The sequence below is a fragment of the Candidatus Uabimicrobium helgolandensis genome (assembly GCF_041508025.1).
Lineage (GTDB): Bacteria > Planctomycetota > Uabimicrobiia > Uabimicrobiales > Uabimicrobiaceae > Uabimicrobium > Uabimicrobium helgolandensis.
The window spans coordinates 661,670-680,205 of the sequence record NZ_CP165719.1 but is presented as its reverse complement, the minus strand read 5'-3'; the positions used below and the strand labels follow the sequence as shown (position 1 = coordinate 680,205).

Genomic DNA, 18,536 nt, shown 5'->3' with positions numbered 1-18,536 from the left:
AACTTTAACTTAAATATTCAACCAGATGAAAATCGCCATAAGCCCACCCAATACGATCTTTTTCAAAGAGCTCTTTTGATTTTGGCATTCTTTTGAATAAAGTGAGATCTTTAGGAAAAGTACGCTCTACAAATAAATTCCAATGTGCACTGATACCTCCTGGCGACATCACTCTTGATAACTCCATAAAAATATCATTAGTTTGTTCTAACGACAAGTACTCAAAAAGATTAGATAAATTAGCTTTAGAGATACTGTTTTTTGATTGTTTTTTCAGAAATTCATTTAATTCAGCTGTTACAACTTTTACTTTATGAATTTGTTTTTTCAATATATCGAAATTCTCTTGTCTAAGGTAATGAGGTAAATCGTGAATATATTTCCTAAGCAGAAGCCAGTGGAGATAAAAATTTTCTTGAGCTGGACAACTACAACAGCAATTTCTAAAACGTTGAAAAAATTGTTTGCCAGTATCATCTATAGTAACGTACTTGTACTTTTCTTCATCACGTCCCTTTGATAAACTTTCCGCACAGAAAAGATTTTCAAAAAATTTGGCAAAGTCTTCATTGAAAACTCGCTTAAATTCTTGCTCTTGCTCTTTTATATCTGACAAATGTAAAAACTTTTCGATTTTGGCATCCCAATTTTGCCTTTTTATTTCTTCTACTAGTTTAAAAAAATGTTTTTCTAGCTTTCCTTGAAAAACTATACCAAGCTCAATTAGCGTAAAATTCTCTCTCCAAAAAGAACAAGCTTCTGGTGATAAAGAAGATTCTATTTTAGAAAATAACTTCATGCGATCAGAACAATCGTTTATCCCTAAAATATTTAAAAATTCTTCATGCTCAAGTTCTTTAATCGCTGCTATTTTTAACTCTAAAAGATGATTTTGTGTTGGGCTAAGATCAATCGCTGTAATTGAATTTGGCTTTTTAAGCAGTAAGCCTAAAACATTGTCTCCCGAAGAAGTGATTGATAATATATTATCGGTATCCTCTATTTGAAGACCACCATACAGTAGTTCTAAATCTTCCCACACATTTGAGTAACGTAAAATCGATAAATCCATTGAAATTCCTCCATCAAATTTTATTTAAACTTTTTCTGTATACCAATTAAGACGCATCATCAACTAAGAAATATTCTTATATTCTGTCAAAGTTCAAAATTATAAAGAGCTACGACAAATTATCGTGACCTTGATCGATTTCAACATAGTCTGAGTTCTAGTAGCCCTCGATTTAACTATAAAATACATTCAAAAAAATTGTAATTTAGAATCGATTATGGTAGGGGCAAAGTCACAGTAACGATTAAATTGATGACTCCTAGCTCCTTTGTTCGGCAAGGTCCTGGCTTTTTTGGCAAATATCGATAATTTTCACACTTGGATTTTCGACAATGCTTTCCAAAAAAGACTTAAATATTTTCAACATTTGTTGAACTTTTATTGGGTCAAAGACATTCTTGTTGTGCCAAGTATGAAGCAGTATTTCATTTTCCATAAATGCAACCGTTTGTATTAAGTCAAAATGCTTAAATGTAGATTTGACTTCTAACGGGTAAAAAGTTGCTTCACATTGATTTATATGCCACTGCAAATTGACAAACGGAATAATATTGAACGCCACAGAACAAGGCATAATCCTATAAGGATAAATACTAGGTAAAAGTTTTTTAATCAAAAAAGAAATAGGTAAACTATTTTGATGTGCTTTAAGATAGATGTCCTGTATATATTTTATAAATTCTACAAATGTAAGTGATTCGCTATTTTTTAATTTTAGTAATAGAATATTTGTAAAATAACCCACTGTATTTTTAATTTCTTCATATTCGCGATTTGCTGTGTAACATCCAATTAGATTTGGTTGATCATCAAAGCTTTCGTGAAAAGCGAGGTAAAAACTTGCTAAATAAGGAAGAAAAGGCATTACACCTGCTGCTTGAGTAATATTAGTAAATTCTTCTAGCAAATTTTTATCGAGATATAAATTGTGGCGAACACCATCACAAGCAACATTGTTTGTACAAGGGTCTTTCTTTTCTATAGCAGAAATATTCTCCGCTAGATTATTTTTCCAAAATTCTAAACGCGTATTGGTCAGATCTTTTTGCAAAAACCTGCTTTGGGCAACACTATAATCAAAAAAGTTATGATCAGCTGCAAGGGCAGTGTATTCTTCATTGCGGTCTAGAGTATTGTAAATATCTTGGAGTTCTTGTTGTAGTATTTCCAGAGACCAACCATCTGCGATTAAATGATGAAAAACAAAACTTACCCAATACTCATCTGTTGCTAAACGAATCACAACAGCGCGCCACAATGCATTTTCTCCAAATAAGTCAAAAGATTTATCCTCTAAATCGACGAGGTACTTCATTGCTTTTTCTTGCCCCTGAGGTTCATTTTGTAAATCTAAAAAAGTAAATGGAACTTCTAAATCTTCATTTAGCTTTTGTAAATACTTACTCATAACAGGTTGAAAAATAATACGCAAAGAATCATGCCTTTGCATAACAATCTCCAGCGATTTTTTATATATTTCAATGTTAAAAGGACCAGAGATTTTTGTAGTTTGAAATGCATGGTAATTAATACTTTTACCACTTTGTTGCTGTATCGCAAGCACCCTTCTTTGTCCAGAAGAAAGCCCAACTATTTTTTTCGATACTTTTGAAACTACTCCTCTTTTTTCTACTTCAGTTGTGTTTGTCTTACGTAGGAATTTTTTAACCTTTGTAGTATCAAAATTACGGTTAATAAGCATGCGTGTTTTAATCGCTGAATTTTTATGTTTTTGGATATTTTTAACCTCAGCAACTAAGGGTTTCATACGAACAGTGTTTATAAACTCTTCAGGATAACACCACGAGTTGTAAATAAATTTGCGTAAAGATGCGAAAAATTCATCATAGATATAAATAGCAAGCGCATGAATATTTGCGTGCTGTAGTAAATTTTGTATCATGAATTTCTTTTTGGTGGCTTTTTCTATTGTTGTTGTAAATTCAGCGAGAGCTAAAGAATCAATGCCATATTCAAGTAAATTTTTGTTGATATCAATATTGCTTTGTCCAATTAAAGCGCTCACATATTTTTGTAGAGCCTCCTCAAGTAACAAAACTCCTTGTGATTGTTCTCGTTTGTAAAGAGAAAGAATTACATTCTCTAAACTTTTAACTGCAGAATCAAGGTCTTCGATCTGTTTACTATCATCACTTGCTAGTTTTTGAGCAGTATTGCGTACAACAAATAGTATATTTTTATTAGAAGAAAAATTTTCCTCTAAAAATGCGATCTGGCAAGCTCCACGGCGAACTTTACCACTAGTTGTTTTTAGCACTAAGCCGACTTTTCCAATTACCACTGTATGACAGACTAATTGGCAATTAGACTGTATTCCAATTTTTACCTGATTTGCGATTTTTTCTGCTTGTTCTTTATCTATTTTTGCTTCGCGTATTTCTACAAAGACAACAAGCTCTTCTTGTTCATTATTATCTGTAGCAAAAGCCGATAAACCTCCTGGGCGAATAGATTCATGTGCATATCGAGCAGCTTCTTCAATATCTTGAGGGTATACATTACGCCCTTGAAAAATCATCAATTCTTTACAACGTCCAACAACAAAAATTTCATCTTCATAGATAAACCCTAAATCTCCGGTACGTAAATACTCTGTTGTATTTGTGCTACTTTGTATTTGTGCACGAAATTGTTTTTGAGTAAGCTCTTCCATACCGTAATAACCACTAGCTTTACTATCAGAATTTACCCATATTTCTCCGATACCTTCAGCAAGCGTACATTTTTCTGGATCAACTATTTGGACATCTATGTCTGATGAAAACTTACCGCATCCCACAATTTTCACAGCATTTTGATGATTTGAGTCAACAACAATTACTTTACGTTTTTCTAATTGTCTTTTATCAAAATCTACCACAGCCTTGCCATTTACACTCACTCCCACAGTGTGTTCTGCCATACCATAAGCTGGAGAATAAGACTCTGGACGTAATCCGCTAACAGCAAAAGCGTTTTGAAATTTTTGTATTGTCTTATGTCTAATGGGTTCGGCAGCACTCATAACAGTAGATAGAGAGCTCAAATTTAAAGAAGAACGTTGTTTTTCCGTACTTTTGCGGACAATTAATTCATATGCAAAATTGGGAGCGGCAGTATGAGTGGCTTTTACACGCGATATAATTTCCATCCATAAAAAAGGCCTTTGGATAAAAGTGAGTGGCGACATCATATGTATATATCCATTACCATAAGCGGCACTTAGTATACAACTTATTAATCCAAAGTCGTGATACTGTGGTAACCATGAAACGGCAACAGTATCCTTTGAAAGCTGCAGTGATTGTTGGTTATACTCTAATTGATGTATAATATTTTTATGGCTAATCATAACCCCTTTAGGTATAGAGGTAGAACCTGAAGTATATTGTAAGAACGCTATATCTTCGGAATTAGGTTGGTAAATAATAGGGTCACCGTTATTTGAAATTTTATCGGTGACATGCCATTTTAGATTTTGCCATGAGCTTTTTTTCTTGCTAAACAAACCTTTTAAAGAGTGAAGTCTTTTCACCCACTTGTACATACTTGTGGTCAAGGCGACCTCCGTCTTACAATCTTCGACAACTTGAGAACACTTTTCTAAATCACTTTCAAATTTATGTGGTCGTGGAGGATATACAGGTACTGGAATTACTCCTGTTAAAATACAACCCAAAAATGCATATACAAATTCCATAGAAGGTGGATATACTAAAATAGCTCTATCTCCCGGTTGCATTTTTAAATCTGAACGTATAAAGCAAGCTATTTTACTGGATTTCTTCAACAACTCTTCTGCATTAATGTCTATTATTTTTTCACCATTTTCATCCCACCAAGCAAATACTTTTCGCCTGGGAAACTGTTTACAGTTTTGTATAAATTTTTCAGTAAAATTCATTATATTCCTCCATCCCTTTTGGTTTAGTGCGCATTCTGCGTCCTAATCATCATATCTTTATATTTTGCTAAAAATTCTTCTTCCACTAGACATTTTCGTTTTGCCCTTAGAGCCTGTTATAAAATCATTTAAAGGTATAAAATTGATCCTTTTAGCCTCTAATTTCGTTATTTTTGCGTTACAAAATTACAACTTTGCGCCAAAAAAATGCCTCATCAGAAGCTGAAATGCCCTAATTTTCTACCCTAAACTAATTTTGTAACGGGCTCTTAGAATGTCCAACGGATACTTGCAAAAATATTGCTGTTTCTTTCTAGTTGTCCAAAAGTAGTGTCATTTTCTTTACCAAAGAAAATATTAGCCCCTATTTCCAAGCGCCAATTGTCATCAGGTTTGTAAGTGAAAACAGGTTGTAAGTATGCATCACTTTCTACAGGTGAATAATAAGCAAACATGTTTAAATTATATTTATCTCGAAGAAAGCTTTTATTTGCGCTTACAATGATAAAATCAAGGGCCTCTTCTGGTTCTACTTGCCCAGCTATAAAATTATCCTCTAGCGCATCATATTGTAGTGTAAAGTTCACATAATATTGAATGTTGATAACAAAGTTTGATAACAACTCGTACTCATATCCCACGAGAAATCTCAGTTGGCTATTTGTTATTAGTGGATCATCTCCGTTTGTATCTTCGCGAGAATAATAATAACCAAATTCAAAAGAAGCAATACCGTCAAATATTTGACCGCGTAAACTCGTACCATGGACAAAAAGGCGTGGAAAGTTAAATTTATTTTTATTAAGATCAAAGCCCGCTGGCGATTTGTAGTATCCGTAGTATCCATAAAATGCTAGTTCGTAGCCGTCTATATTTTTTAAAATACGCCAAGCAAATTCATTATCGCGAAACCAACGATTAGGTTCATCTGTAGGAAGTCTCTCATCTTCTCCTCTTCCTATTCCTAAAGGATCTACAAATGAAATACGTTTTCCTCTTATATAACGATCTTCATCATTTAGTGGACTATAAACAAACGAAAGCTGCGCAAATTCGGCATTCCAGTCAACGCGTATGGCATTTGATGGCGCTTTAAAATACACATCATCTCTTCCTATAAACGAAGAAGGAAAATCTTTTGGGAATAAATCATTAATAAAAATTCCTTCACTCACTCCCCAAGACAATATTTGGCGCCCCACGCTTATATATAATGAGTCTAGTGGATGAAAAACAATTTTTGCTTCTCTCAAATCAACAAATGGTTTTTCCTCATATCCATCGTAATAAAAATCACTTTTAATATGAAAAGATACGTTGTCGTAATACTTTGCAATCGACAATTGAAACCTAATTTCTCCCACATTAACATCTCTTGAAAGCAAAGGATCGTTTTGAGGCCTTATCCCAAAAATTCCTTCCACAAATCCGCTTATCTCAAAAGGGAAGGTGTCTAACCAATCGCGAAAAGTTTGTTCACGTTTATTTTCTTCCGCGTGCGCTTGCCTCGAATCTTCTAAATCAGAAAAATTTGGAATACTTTCTAAATCAGAAGGTAAACTTACAGGCCCCTCTAAGTCAGAAGGTAAGTCTATATTGTCTTCCAATACAGGATCCTCTAGGTCCGAGGGTAAATCTATATTGTCTTCCAATACAGGATCCTCTAGGTCAGAAGGTAAGTCTATATTGTCATCCAATACAGGTTCCTCTAGGTCAGAAGGCAAGTCTATATTGTCTTCCAATACAGGATCCTCTAGGTCAGAAGGCAAGTCTATATCTTCTTCTAATACAGGGTCCTCTAAGTCCGAAGGCAAGTCTATATCTTCTTGGCAATATAAACATGTTATACTTATAAATATACACATTATTTGGATTATCTTTATCATTTGGTTACCCATTACAAATAATCGCAATAAGTACTACCATCATAACGAGAGAACAAGGCTTCATTAACTTTTCTGCGACTTTTTCTGTTGGTTTTTGAACAAATCTAACGACAATCACAAATAATAAAGTGTATGTTGCAAGAATTGCACTCCAATGCCATACACTTAGAAATGTTAAACTAGAATAAATCAACGCTAGCCCTACTGCTTGTAAAGTAAGCGCTAGAAAAGCAGCATTAGAGTGTCCTATAACTTTAGAATAAGTATCAACTTCTTTTCTTTCAAATTCAGGTAAACGAATTTTCCGCGCTACTTCTAATGAAAATAACAAAAAGTTAATAGCAATAGCAAAAATGCTTAGAGATGTATTTGTCCAATAACTTTCTATTTGAATTACCTCTGCAAAGATTGTGAAGCACCAATGTATGGTTAAGAAAACGATGAGATTATGTGATACTCCATACCAAAAAAGATGTTTCTTAAGCCACTCTTTCACAAAAAATTCTTTTAGCATTAGAAGTGCATAGATTACAACAACCGTTGTAACAATTAATGTATTTTTTCCAAGAAATGCACTGACACCATAAATAATAAACAAACATACAAGTCCCACTAATTTTAAATGATGGAGTGTAATAATATTTAAAGACAAAATTCTTTCAGGAAAAGCAACATGATCATCCTCCCAATCTTTATGTTCATCAAAGACACGCATCAATAGATAAAAGCAAAATTTCATTGTAATTGTTGCAAGAACAGAGACTGCCAAAGTAGTTGTTAAAGGTATTTCAAATGCAAAGCGAAAAACTTGCGCAAATGCAATAACCATCATTGTAATCATTACTAAATATTCTTTTGGATCAAATCTTTCATTTAAATAAGCAACAAATCTTTTAACGAAAGAATCCTTGCTTGTTAGAGCTGTTGTAGAAATAAGAGATCCTTCTCGCTTCATTTTGTTATGCCAAACCACAGATTGTTTGAGTTTACGTGCATCTATTTTAGTATTGTGACGAGGATCTTTAGGCAACTGATATTTTACTAACACTTGATCAATCTGAGTTTGCTGTTTACACTCTTCTGCCTTTTGAATACATTTTTCATAATCTTCATCAGGTGAGCACTCAAGAACAATAGTTGCTTTTGTTTTTCCTTCACTCTCATAAGATGTAAGTCCTGCACGAGTGACACCAGGAATTTTTTCAAATATCGGTTCTACGGCTGCTGGGTATAGAAAATGATTTTCTTTGCGAACAATGTTATGATGTCGACCAACTAACCATAAATTCTTTTGTTCATCGAAAAATCCAATGTCTCCTAGACGATGCCACACAAAGCCTTTATCTTGTATTTTATTTGTAGAGAAAGCTTTTTCGTTATTCCAATAAGAGCTAGTTACTTGTGGTCCAGCAACCACTATTTCTCCTATTTCTCCAATAGGTAAATCATTTCCTAGGTCTTCTACATGCATTTTGTTGTAAGAAGTAGGTAATACCTTACACTGCAAACTTTCATGAACAGGACCTACGCAGAAACCATAATTTTTTATATTTTTTTTATTTAAATATTGTTCTTTTTCCAAGAGACATATCGGTTCGCACTCGGTGCTGCCATAAATAACGCTTACGTCGCTGTGAGGAAATTTCTCTGTTAACATACGCAATGTATTGTCTGAGATAGGTGCCCCACCGCTATAGATTTTTTTTATGCTTTTGGTGCAAGAACTTCCCTTTAATGACCCGAGCAAACCTTCGTAAAAAATAGGTGGAGCAACAATCAATTCAACTTTATGCTTGTTGATCAAATCAAGCGTATATTCATGATCGCATTCCCTTATCTTTCCTTGCTCAAAGGCAGGGACAATCACTTTTTTTCCCCAAAGTAATGATCCTAATATAACACCTGGCCAAGCTAGCATATGAGTATCTTCAATGGTTTCGATAGCATTACAAGTAGCTTGAAAAACTTCTGGCGTACGAACACAACCTTTAGGCACACCTGAAGATCCAGTGGTAAAGGCAATCATTTCAGCATCGTCGTTTTGAAGTTCTACAAATTCCAGAAATGGTTTACTTTTGGCCATTTCTTTTTTATATGAATATCCTGGGAAATATTTTTTACCAACGATCACTTTGTGAGGTATTTTCGAACACGCGCGACTCATTAGTCGCAAACTATGGGCTTTCGTTGTACCAAAAAATACTTTTGGTTGCGACAACTGACAAACTTGGTCAAACTGTTCGATCCCTGTCCATGCATCTAAGAATACTAATACACCTCCTAAACGACTGATCGCAAAGATTATTTCATAAAGTTCGGCACTTAAAGAAACAAAAACAATGGCGCGATCACCTTTTTGAAAACCTATTTTTTTTAAAAAAGATGCGCAACGAGCAGAACCCATTTCTAATTCACCATAAGTAATTGCTAATTCTTTTCTTCTATTGATATCTTTAGGATTTTCTTGATAAATAAGTGCTGTTTTACTAGGCTGAAAAGTTTCGTTATTAAAAACTTTTTCTGCAAGACTTTTAGCTTTCATTTTCATTATCTTTCCATACAGTTAAGATAAGAGCGGGTAATAAAATTAGATCACACAACAAAGCAAATATCATCGATACAGCAACGAGTAAACCAAAAAGAATAACTGATTTCATGCTCGCTAAACAAAAAACAATGTAACCAACCACAAGCAATATGCTAGTAACAGTAATTGCCTCTCCAGCGACACGCATTGTTTGCTCAATAGATTCCTTAGACGAGAATTTTTGCATACTGCTACGATAGACAAACATAAAATGAATAGTATCGTCTACAGATATACTAATAACAATAGATGCTATTGTTACAGTCGCAACATCAAGAGGGATTCCAGTCCATCCCATAAAACCTAAGGTAAGTAATATTGGTAAAATATTAGGAACGATCGCGATCAAGGTCATTGCTAAAGAACGATACAACACCCCTAAAACAATTAAAATAACTGCAAATGCGATCAAAAAACTAGAGGTTTGACTAGAAACAATGTAGTCCATCATTGTCACATACAAAGGCGCATACCCACAGGCGACAATTTGTTCTGCAGAAAAGTACTTCAACATAATATTTTTTGTTTGCGTTAAGTGCTTCTGAATTGTGCGACTGCTTTCCATTTTGATACGAACAGTAAATCGTAACTCACTACGCTCAAAATTTGTGAAATAAGACATTTGATTATCTACATCCATTTCATAAAAGAAAAGCTCTTGTGCTACTGCTTGTTTTGTTTTGGCAATCACGTACGATTCTGACTGATTATCTGTTAAAACTTTATTTAGTTGTTTGATAATATCCACTAGAGAGGTTGGTTTTTGTAGATAATCCACGGTGCTTAATTCTTGGTATACAGCCTCTATTTTTTTTAAGAACTCAGGATTTTTAATAGACGAGCCTTCTTTTGCTAGAATACGAAATTCCAACGGTAGATAATGACCATAGTTATTTTCTATAAAATATGCATCTTTTTTAACTTGATTGCTATCTAACAAAAAATTCAAGCTGTAAGTGTCAGCATTTAAATAAAATATGCCGAGAGTCATTATTGCTACTAACACACTACCTAAAGCAATGATTTTTTTACGGTAAGCATAATTGAACTGTGTGAGTTTATGTAGTGGGCGTTCAAACCAAGATGATTTAGGCTTTGCTTTTGCAGGGAAAAGGCTTAAAGTAATAACTGAAATAACAAAAGAAACAACAAAAGCAATTGTAACTCCAATCGCAGCAAATATGCCAAAATTTTTAAGAATAGCCATAGGACTAGAAAAAAAAGACAGAAATCCCAGTACTGTCGTTGCTGTCGTAAGAAAACAAGGTAAAGTTACATGTGAAAACGTGCTTTGTAATCTTTCGTTGTGATTTGCTATATCAAGCTTTTGATAATAAGTGAATATATGCACAATATCGGCAATACAAATGATAATAATAAGAGTTGGTAACATAATTGAAATAGAATCTAATTTTTGACCAACTGCCACAAAAATACCCAAAAATATGCATATAGAAATTACAATCGTGATAGAGGCTGTCAGTAGAACGCGGAAACTTTTTAGCAGCACAAAAAGAGATACAATTAAAATAATATACGACAAAGCGGCAAAAGTAGAAAAGTCTTTCATTCCCAATCGATTAAGCTCTTCGTATATTACACCTCCTCCTGTCAATTTGTAGTTAGTTCCGCTTAATGTTGTATGAATAAAATCAAGTACCTCTCCACGCTTTGCATCCATATTGGGTGTGGTAACAGGTTCGATAAGTAAAATAGTTGCTGTAGAATCTTTATTTCTTAGCAGTTGCGCCCACATAGGATTCGATAAAAAACGCTCTTCTATTTCTTTTTCTGAAAAACTAGCATCAGAAGGGACAATATTCTCAACAACAAGATCTCCATCATCATCTCCAATATAAGAGGAAGAAGTTAAACTAAAAACGCGTTCCACTAAATCGTGACTTTTAAGATTTTGCGAAATTTCTTGTAGCTTTTTTACAAAATCAATCTTGTAAATAGATTTTTGAGAAGGTTTTATCCAAGCCACAACAATTTCATCATTACCATAATCTTCTTTGAATTCTTGGTAATTAATTAAGCTAGGACTATCTTTTAAAAACCACACTTCTATGGAACTATCAATTTTTAATTTGCCTATATTAACACCACCCCAAATAGCTGTAGTAATAAGAAGGCTGAGCCAAATCCATTTACCACCTATGAACCAGTTCTTCACTTATGTCTCCTCAAAAAATGCAATGCCCTAACTTACATCAATAAATATTTGTCCAATTTCAGCAAAACACGCTATTAGCATAATATAAATTTGTCTTATGCTAATAGCGTGCCAAATAAACTAAACGGAACCTAAGCCTTTTTTTTCGGCAGATTCACGTTTTTAACTTATACCTTCAGTCAAATTATTTTGATGGAAATTATCAAGATTCACAAAAATTATCATCTAAAAAAAATCCAATAGAAAGCTCTATGTTTACACGCTTTATCATTTCTGAACGTCTCGAGGTTTTACCAAATAGCTCTTCAATTATTTGGATTCCGTAAGATATTGAACAATACCTTTCTTATAGATTTCCTTTGGTAATTTACGCTCTTTTCTTGTAGTATTCAGGATATTTATTTTCACATTTATTATTTTTCTTTTCATAATAACAATGAATATTCTCTTTTTCTAATTTTTAAATTCATAAATTCCTTTTTTTTAAAAGGAGTACTTAACTAGTTTCTTGCATTATTTGGCTTCATTAGCTTGAATGACGATAGGCCCTATTGAAAATATAATGAAATATTAAAAATCGGTAAGTTTCCGTTAACAAACAATACAGGGAGTAAATGAAATGCCTTCAAAAAAGTTTTCTCTTGCAGATGGTGAACCGCAAAGGCTTGAAATATCTTGGAAAGGTGTTTGGAAAAATATTTCCATTAAGCTAGACTCGCAAGAAATAGGAACTATAGCCAACATGAAAGAGCTAAAAAAAGGTAAGGATTTTGACCTTGGTGATGACTCAAAGCTAAGCATACAACTTATAAATAAATTTATGGGAGCGCAGCTTCAGGTGCTAGTAAATGGAGAAAATATACCTGGTTCTGGAACACATCCTGCTGACCAACTAAAGACAGCCACAGGAATTATCTACTTTTTGGGTGGTCTCAATCTAGTCATTGGTCTTATTGCAGAATTAGGGCAAGTTGATTTTTTACTGCGTTTAGGTTTCGGAGCGCCACTTGTTGTTGTCGGATTTTTCTTAGCTATTTTAGGCTATTTTACAAGTAAAAGATCGCGAGTAGCGTTAAGTTTAGCGATATTATTTGTTGTGGCTGACACAGTTTTATCGGTTATGATGGCCGCAGAATCAGGAAATAGTCCTTCTACAGGTGGTTTAGTAATGAAAATCTTTTTTATTGTTGGGATGGCACAAGGATTTGGAGCTATTAGTCAGCTAAATCGCAAAGACCGTGATGAAGATCCGTTAAGGCATCGATCGTAATAAAGAATAGATTTATGTAAGCTGAATAAGCTAGTTGAAAATATTTATTTGGGTTGTTTAAAGTCAGGAAAATATTGTTGGTATTGTTGGGGAGTGTCAATATTCCGTAGAACAAAATCATTATTAACTGCAATGTTTTTGCGTAAAAAAGAACGCAAAATTATTCGCAAGTTGCTATCATCGGAAGAATTACTAATAGTATTGATTACTTTTTGCCCTAAAAAAATAGGATGCCCTCCGCGTTTTTCAAAGCAAGGCACAACATAGTCATATGTCTCAATATTACATGATAATTTTTTTAAAAGACTTTGAGTTGTAAAAGGTTGGTCAATAGGCTGCAAAAAACAGTAAGGCGATTTCACTTGTTGCATTCCCATTTTTATAGAAAAAAATCGTTCTTTTTCTGGATGAGGGTTTGTGATGAATTTAGCTTGTCTAAAAGGAGTTATTGTACTGTTTCCAACAACAATAATATCTTCACAACCAAACGAAATATAATCTTCGATTATTTTCTGTAAAAAACTACGCTGTGAATCCCATTTTAAAGAAGATTTGCATTTCCCCATACGACTAGAAAGTCCAGCGGCTAAAATAAGACAAGATATATTATTTTTCAAAGAAACTTCCTTTTAAATACCTACAAAAAAATAACGAGGGATAAAATCCCTCGTCTAAGCTGCTAATAATTAATAAACCCACCTATATATGCATTTATGACTTGATTTTAGGTTATATGTAATTATGCTTTTTTATAGTGTTACGAAGCTTTTCTAGTGATTCTTTTATAATCTGTCTTACACGCTCTCTAGACAGATTTACATGATTGCTAATTTCTTGTAGAGTCATTGGGCCTTTGTTATCAAGCCCAAAACGTTTTCGTAAAATATCGCGGCATTTCGGATCTAAAGTTTTCATAAGTACTTCTAAACGTTCGATATCTTCTTGAAATACTTGTTCTTCTCTGTTTTTATCTTCGATGATGTCTTTTTGCGCGCATATTTTATCTAAACTTTGTATTTGTGATAGATTTACAGTAGATCTCAAAATGTTTTCGATGTATTTTCTTTTTTCTGGTTTTACTTCGAGTATAGCAACAACTTCATCCATTCCTGGTGCTGAGCCATTCTCCAGTGTTAACCTCTGCGCAATTGCATCGGCTTTGGCCATCAACTCTCTCATGTATGACGGTATCCGTACAACTTTGCTACTGTCGGTAAGTGCTCTTCTTATAGCTTGCTTAATCCACCACGTGGCGTAAGTAGAAAAACGACAACCGCGTTCAGGATCGAAACGTTCGACGGCTTTTAACAAACCGATATTACCTTCTTCTATCAAATCGTGAAGAGGAAGACCGCAATTAACATATTTTTTCGCAATGTTAACTACTAACCTTAGGTTAGCGCTGATCATCTCTTCCCGTGCTTTATCGTCTCCCTTTTGAACCAAAACAGCAAGTTCTAGTTCTCTTTCTGCAGAAAGAAGTTTAATACGGTTGATGTCTTTCAAATATGTTTCCAAAATAAATTCGGTAGCGATGACTTGGTCCTCCTTAAGGCGAAACTCCTCTTTTTAAATTTTACTTCGTTTAATATATAAAACGGACCAAATGCAAATTTGTTGGCTTTTTTTTATATTTTTTTTCGAAAGATCATCGCTACCCCTTATTTTTACTTAAAAACAAAAGGGAAAATTATTTTACATCACAAACACTAATAGAGTGATAATTTTTATTACCACTATCAGAAACCGGAGAAACAACAATAATTTGTTCACCTTCTTTAGCAACTTTGGCTCTTTTTACTGTTTCTATAGAAATTTCAATAAACTCGCTAACATTAACAACGTTTTCGAGAAGAATAGGTTTTACTCCCCAGTACAAAGACATTTGATTAACAACGCGTTTGTCTGTACAGTAAGCAAATATTGGCGCATTTGGACGTAAACTTGACAAGAGGCGGGGACCGTATGCAGACAACGTAAAGACATTGAGCGCACGAATGGCCAATAAATCTTGAGATAAAAGAGTACAAGCACGAGAAAGAGCATCGGGAAGTTCGTAGATTTTTTCGTCTAGCTCTAAACGACCTAGTTGTTTATGAGACCATTTGTAATACTCTACTTCACGAAGCACTGCATCCATAACTTTTACTGATTCTAGTGGATAACGTCCTGCAGCTGTTTCACCCGACAACATAACGGCATCAGCATTGTCAAAAGCTGCATTAGCAACATCGCTCACTTCTGCGCGCGTTGGTCGAGCATTGGTAATCATACTTTCCAACATTTGCGTTGCCACAATAACCGGTTTATTTTTTTCATTAGCTAATTCGATAAGTTCTTTTTGCACAATAGGAACTTTTTGTGGCACTAGTTCGACCCCTAAATCACCCCGAGCAACCATTACTCCATCTGTGGCCTCGACAATTTGCTTCATATCATCAAGAGCTTCTGGCTTTTCTATTTTTGCAATAATGTGAATAGGGTGTTCTAAAGAGCGTTTTAATTCTTCTCCGCTGAATATTTCTTGAGAAAAAGTAACAATCTTGTTTCGCAAGTCAATTATTTCATCTGCGCGGCGTACAAAAGACAGAGCAATATAATCAACTTCTTGTTTGATACAGAATTTAAGGTCGCGAATATCTTTTGCCGTTAATGCTGGTACAGATAGCGCTGAGCCAGGAATATTCATTCCTTTGTTGTTTTTAAGAATACCACCTCTAACAACACGGCAAGTGGCACAAGTATCTGAATTTATTGCGATAACTTGCAACTCTAAGTTTCCGTCATCGAGAAGAATGTACTGGCCGATTTTTATATCTTGAATTAATAATGAATACTGCGATGGAATAACGCCTTTCCCACCCATAACATTATCAGTAACAACAAGTACCTCTTCATCTGCCTCAAGAAAAACTTCTTGTTTTCCGAATTTATTAGGAACAAATTGCCCTACGCGAATTTTCGGACCACATAAATCTCCTAGAATAGCAACGTCTTTACCTGTTTCTTTTTTAACTTTTCGTATATTATTAATAATATTTAAATGACTTTCGTGCGTTCCGTGAGAAAAATTGAGACGGCAGACATTAACACCTTGCAAGACCAAGTCTTTCAAAGTTTTTTCTGTACAGCTAGAAAGTCCTATAGTAGCTACTATTTTGGTTCTACGTAATTTCAAAATAGGAATTGTATTATACTCAAACATAGTGATATCCAAGGTTGACAAACAATAAAAAATATTTACAATCATTCAAAATGAACTTGGTAATTACTAAAAAATTACCATAGCATTGTTATAACGTAAAAACAACAAGAATACAAACAAATACAGTGTGGTATTTAATGTTGTAAGCAGAAAAATTCGATTAATTAAGTGACAGATCAAGTCACTTACATATTTTATTTATATAGAGGTAACGAACAATGCGCCCAGATGTAAACCAGATTAAAGAAGAAATACGACAGTACTCTGATTTATTACAACAATTAGAAAATGAAGTATATAAAGTTTTGATTGGACAAAAACAGTTGTACTCACGAATACTTGTGGCACTGCTTACAGGCGGACATATCCTTCTTGAAGGATTACCTGGTTTAGCAAAAACAACGGCAATCAAAACATTGAGTGATTGTTTGAACACAAAATTTCAGCGTATCCAATTTACCCCTGACTTACTTCCCGCTGATTTAATAGGAACGCAAATTTACAATCCCAAAGATGGAAATTTTTCGGTAAAGCAAGGTCCTATTTTTTCAAATATCGTACTCGCAGATGAAATTAATCGCGCTCCTGCTAAAGTACAATCAGCATTACTAGAGGCAATGCAAGAGCACCAAATAAGTATTGGCGAAGAAACCTTTCAGTTGGATGAGCCTTTTTTGGTAATGGCGACCCAAAACCCAATTGAACAAGAAGGGACTTATCCTCTACCAGAAGCGCAAGTAGATCGTTTTATGTTAAAAGTACAGGTTGGCTATCCCAATCGTGAAGAAGAGCGCAAAATAATGGATCGCTTCACAGAAGAAAACAGCTTCTCTCTAAAACCAGTTCTAACAAAAGAAGACTTATTTGCAATGCGCAGTACCATAAAAAAAATATATATTGATGATAAAGTAAAAGATTACATTGTCGATCTAGTTTTTGCAACAAGAGAACCGCAAAAATTCCTACAAAACGGTTTAGTTTATCCTGCAAGCGAACTGAAAGCTTTTGATAGTAGTGCTGTTGATATCCCTTTTGGCGATTTAATAGAAAATGGTGCATCTCCAAGAGCAACTATATACTTGACACTAGCTGCCAAAGCTGTGGCGTTTTTAGAAGGTCGCGGGTATGTGACACCGCAAGATGTTAAAAATATTGCGAACAATATTCTTGGGCATAGAATTCTTGTTACATACGAAGCTGAAGCCAACGAAATTACAGCCAACGATTTGGTTAATATTTTACTTCGCGAAGTACCAGTTCCTTAAGGTAAATGTTATGGAAGCCAAAGAACTAATAAAAAAAGTACACCGTATTCAAATTATTACCAATCGCATGGTAAATGAAATCCTTGCAGGCGAGTATCACAGCGCTTTTAAAGGTAAAGGTATGGAGTTTGATGAGGTGCGAGAATACCAAGTAGGTGATGACATTCGTAATATTGATTGGAATGTAACTGCCAGAACAGGTACCCCTTATGTCAAAAGGTTTAGCGAAGAACGCGAACTTACTATATATTTTTTAGTTGATATTAGTCCCTCGCAGGGATTTGGAACAAAAAATAGAACAAAGGCACAGTTAGCTGTAGAGATAGCAGCAATCTTATCTTTCGCAGCTATCAAGAATAATGACAAAATTGGCTTGATCTTATTTTCTGATACCGTAGAAAAATTTCTTCCCCCACGTAAAGGTCGCCACGCAGTCATGAGAATCATTCGCGAAATGCTATCGACAACAGCTAAGGGAACAGGTACGGACGTTGCTATGGCTTTGGAATATTTGGGACGAGTCCAACGTCGTAAAGCCGTTGTTTTTCTGATATCAGACTTTATTAGCACCTCTTACGAAAAAAGTATAAAACAAGCTCAGTCGAAATACGATGTAATAGCAATTACCTCCAATGATCCAGGAGAATTTTCTTTTCCAGAAATTGGAATTGTCGAATTAGAAGATGCAGAAACGGGCGAACGCATCATTGTTGATGGTCAATCTCCTCTGCTAAAAGAAATCTTTTCACAACGCACAACGAAAATTAAAAAAGAACGCGAAGCACTTTTTAAACGAATTAGCATGGATGAATTGTCTGTATCCACCAATGAAGATTATCTAAAAAACATCCACCAATTATTTCGTAAACGTGCTACCGGTCGCAAAAAATAAGAGTAACATAGGTAAACATCAATTGAGTTTTCTAATTCGCAAAGATACAGAAATGCGCTTTTACAAAGGTATAGGACACCTCTTGTGGGGGTCCGTGGTAATGGAGATAATAGTCCAAAATAAATATTGTAATTCTTATTTTGAAAAAGAAATCACAGCTGTTTGGTTATGATTACGACTAGGGGCTAGGGTCACAGTCACGAATGTTTTAATTGATGGCAGGCCCTAGTTAGTCGAATTTCTGGAAACACAAGCGAAATTAGGTTCGGAATCGTATTT

11 protein-coding genes are annotated in these 18,536 nt (G+C 34.5%); 3 read left to right on the top strand and 8 right to left on the bottom strand.

The annotated features are described in order from the left end of the window. Positions 1–4 precede the first annotated feature (4 nt). The 5 genes from UABHE_RS02480 to UABHE_RS02460 all read right to left on the bottom strand — a co-directional run bounded on the left by UABHE_RS02480 (position 5) and on the right by UABHE_RS02460 (position 11,625). On the bottom strand, positions 5–1,072 hold the full coding sequence (locus tag UABHE_RS02480) for a DUF3419 family protein (protein WP_372368615.1): 1,068 nt from the start codon (positions 1,070–1,072) through the stop codon (positions 5–7). A 259-nt stretch (positions 1,073–1,331) separates the two neighbouring features. Then, complete coding sequence (locus UABHE_RS02475) at positions 1,332–4,976, bottom strand: condensation domain-containing protein (RefSeq protein WP_372368614.1); 3,645 nt, start codon at positions 4,974–4,976, stop codon at positions 1,332–1,334. A gap of 269 nt (positions 4,977–5,245) precedes the next feature. Further along, positions 5,246–6,862 (bottom strand): hypothetical protein, encoded by a 1,617-nt coding sequence (locus UABHE_RS02470; protein ID WP_372368613.1) that lies wholly within the window; start codon positions 6,860–6,862, stop codon positions 5,246–5,248. Between the two features lie 4 nt (positions 6,863–6,866). Beyond that, the gene (locus tag UABHE_RS02465) at positions 6,867–9,410 is read right to left on the bottom strand and encodes an AMP-binding protein (RefSeq protein WP_372368612.1); all 2,544 of its coding nucleotides are present in this window, start codon (positions 9,408–9,410) and stop codon (positions 6,867–6,869) included. Then, positions 9,394–11,625 (bottom strand): RND family transporter, encoded by a 2,232-nt coding sequence (locus UABHE_RS02460; protein ID WP_372368611.1) that lies wholly within the window; start codon positions 11,623–11,625, stop codon positions 9,394–9,396. The genes UABHE_RS02465 and UABHE_RS02460 overlap by 17 nt, the downstream gene beginning before the upstream one ends. 619 nt (positions 11,626–12,244) lie before the next feature. Between UABHE_RS02460 and UABHE_RS02455 the strand changes: the two genes are divergently transcribed. Next, a complete protein-coding gene (locus tag UABHE_RS02455; RefSeq protein ID WP_372368610.1) occupies positions 12,245–12,895 on the top strand; it encodes a hypothetical protein in 651 nt (216 codons plus the stop codon). A gap of 44 nt (positions 12,896–12,939) precedes the next feature. On the opposite strand, the gene UABHE_RS02450 is transcribed toward UABHE_RS02455, so the two are convergent. From UABHE_RS02450 to pyk, 3 genes are all read right to left on the bottom strand, one after another. Continuing rightward, positions 12,940–13,512: an NTP transferase domain-containing protein gene (locus UABHE_RS02450; RefSeq protein WP_372368609.1), complete on the bottom strand. Its 573-nt coding sequence runs from the start codon at positions 13,510–13,512 to the stop codon at positions 12,940–12,942. Between the two features lie 112 nt (positions 13,513–13,624). Next, positions 13,625–14,401 (bottom strand): RNA polymerase sigma factor RpoD/SigA, encoded by a 777-nt coding sequence (locus UABHE_RS02445; protein ID WP_372368607.1) that lies wholly within the window; start codon positions 14,399–14,401, stop codon positions 13,625–13,627. A 184-nt stretch (positions 14,402–14,585) separates the two neighbouring features. Then, entirely contained in the window at positions 14,586–16,100 is a 1,515-nt protein-coding gene (pyk, locus tag UABHE_RS02440) for a pyruvate kinase (protein ID WP_372368606.1), read from the bottom strand. A gap of 218 nt (positions 16,101–16,318) precedes the next feature. Here pyk and UABHE_RS02435 point away from each other — a divergent pair, with 218 nt between their 5' ends. Together UABHE_RS02435 and UABHE_RS02430 are read left to right on the top strand one after the other, a co-directional pair. Beyond that, positions 16,319–17,365 (top strand): AAA family ATPase, encoded by a 1,047-nt coding sequence (locus UABHE_RS02435; RefSeq protein ID WP_372368605.1) that lies wholly within the window; start codon positions 16,319–16,321, stop codon positions 17,363–17,365. Between the two features lie 10 nt (positions 17,366–17,375). After that, the gene (locus UABHE_RS02430; RefSeq protein WP_372368603.1) at positions 17,376–18,257 is read left to right on the top strand and encodes a DUF58 domain-containing protein; all 882 of its coding nucleotides are present in this window, start codon (positions 17,376–17,378) and stop codon (positions 18,255–18,257) included. Positions 18,258–18,536 lie beyond the last annotated feature (279 nt).

Bases quoted from the DNA above. Each gene is read 5' to 3' on its own strand.
- UABHE_RS02480 (WP_372368615.1), bottom strand. From the start codon at position 1,072: ATGGATTTATCGATTTTACGTTACTCAAATGTGTGGGAAGATTTAGAA.
- UABHE_RS02475 (WP_372368614.1), bottom strand. From the start codon at position 4,976: ATGAATTTTACTGAAAAATTTATACAAAACTGTAAACAGTTTCCCAGG.
- UABHE_RS02470 (WP_372368613.1), bottom strand. From the start codon at position 6,862: ATGATAAAGATAATCCAAATAATGTGTATATTTATAAGTATAACATGT.
- UABHE_RS02465 (WP_372368612.1), bottom strand. From the start codon at position 9,410: ATGAAAATGAAAGCTAAAAGTCTTGCAGAAAAAGTTTTTAATAACGAA.
- UABHE_RS02455 (WP_372368610.1), top strand. From the start codon at position 12,245: ATGCCTTCAAAAAAGTTTTCTCTTGCAGATGGTGAACCGCAAAGGCTT.
- pyk (WP_372368606.1), bottom strand. From the start codon at position 16,100: ATGTTTGAGTATAATACAATTCCTATTTTGAAATTACGTAGAACCAAA.
- UABHE_RS02435 (WP_372368605.1), top strand. From the start codon at position 16,319: ATGCGCCCAGATGTAAACCAGATTAAAGAAGAAATACGACAGTACTCT.
- UABHE_RS02430 (WP_372368603.1), top strand. From the start codon at position 17,376: ATGGAAGCCAAAGAACTAATAAAAAAAGTACACCGTATTCAAATTATT.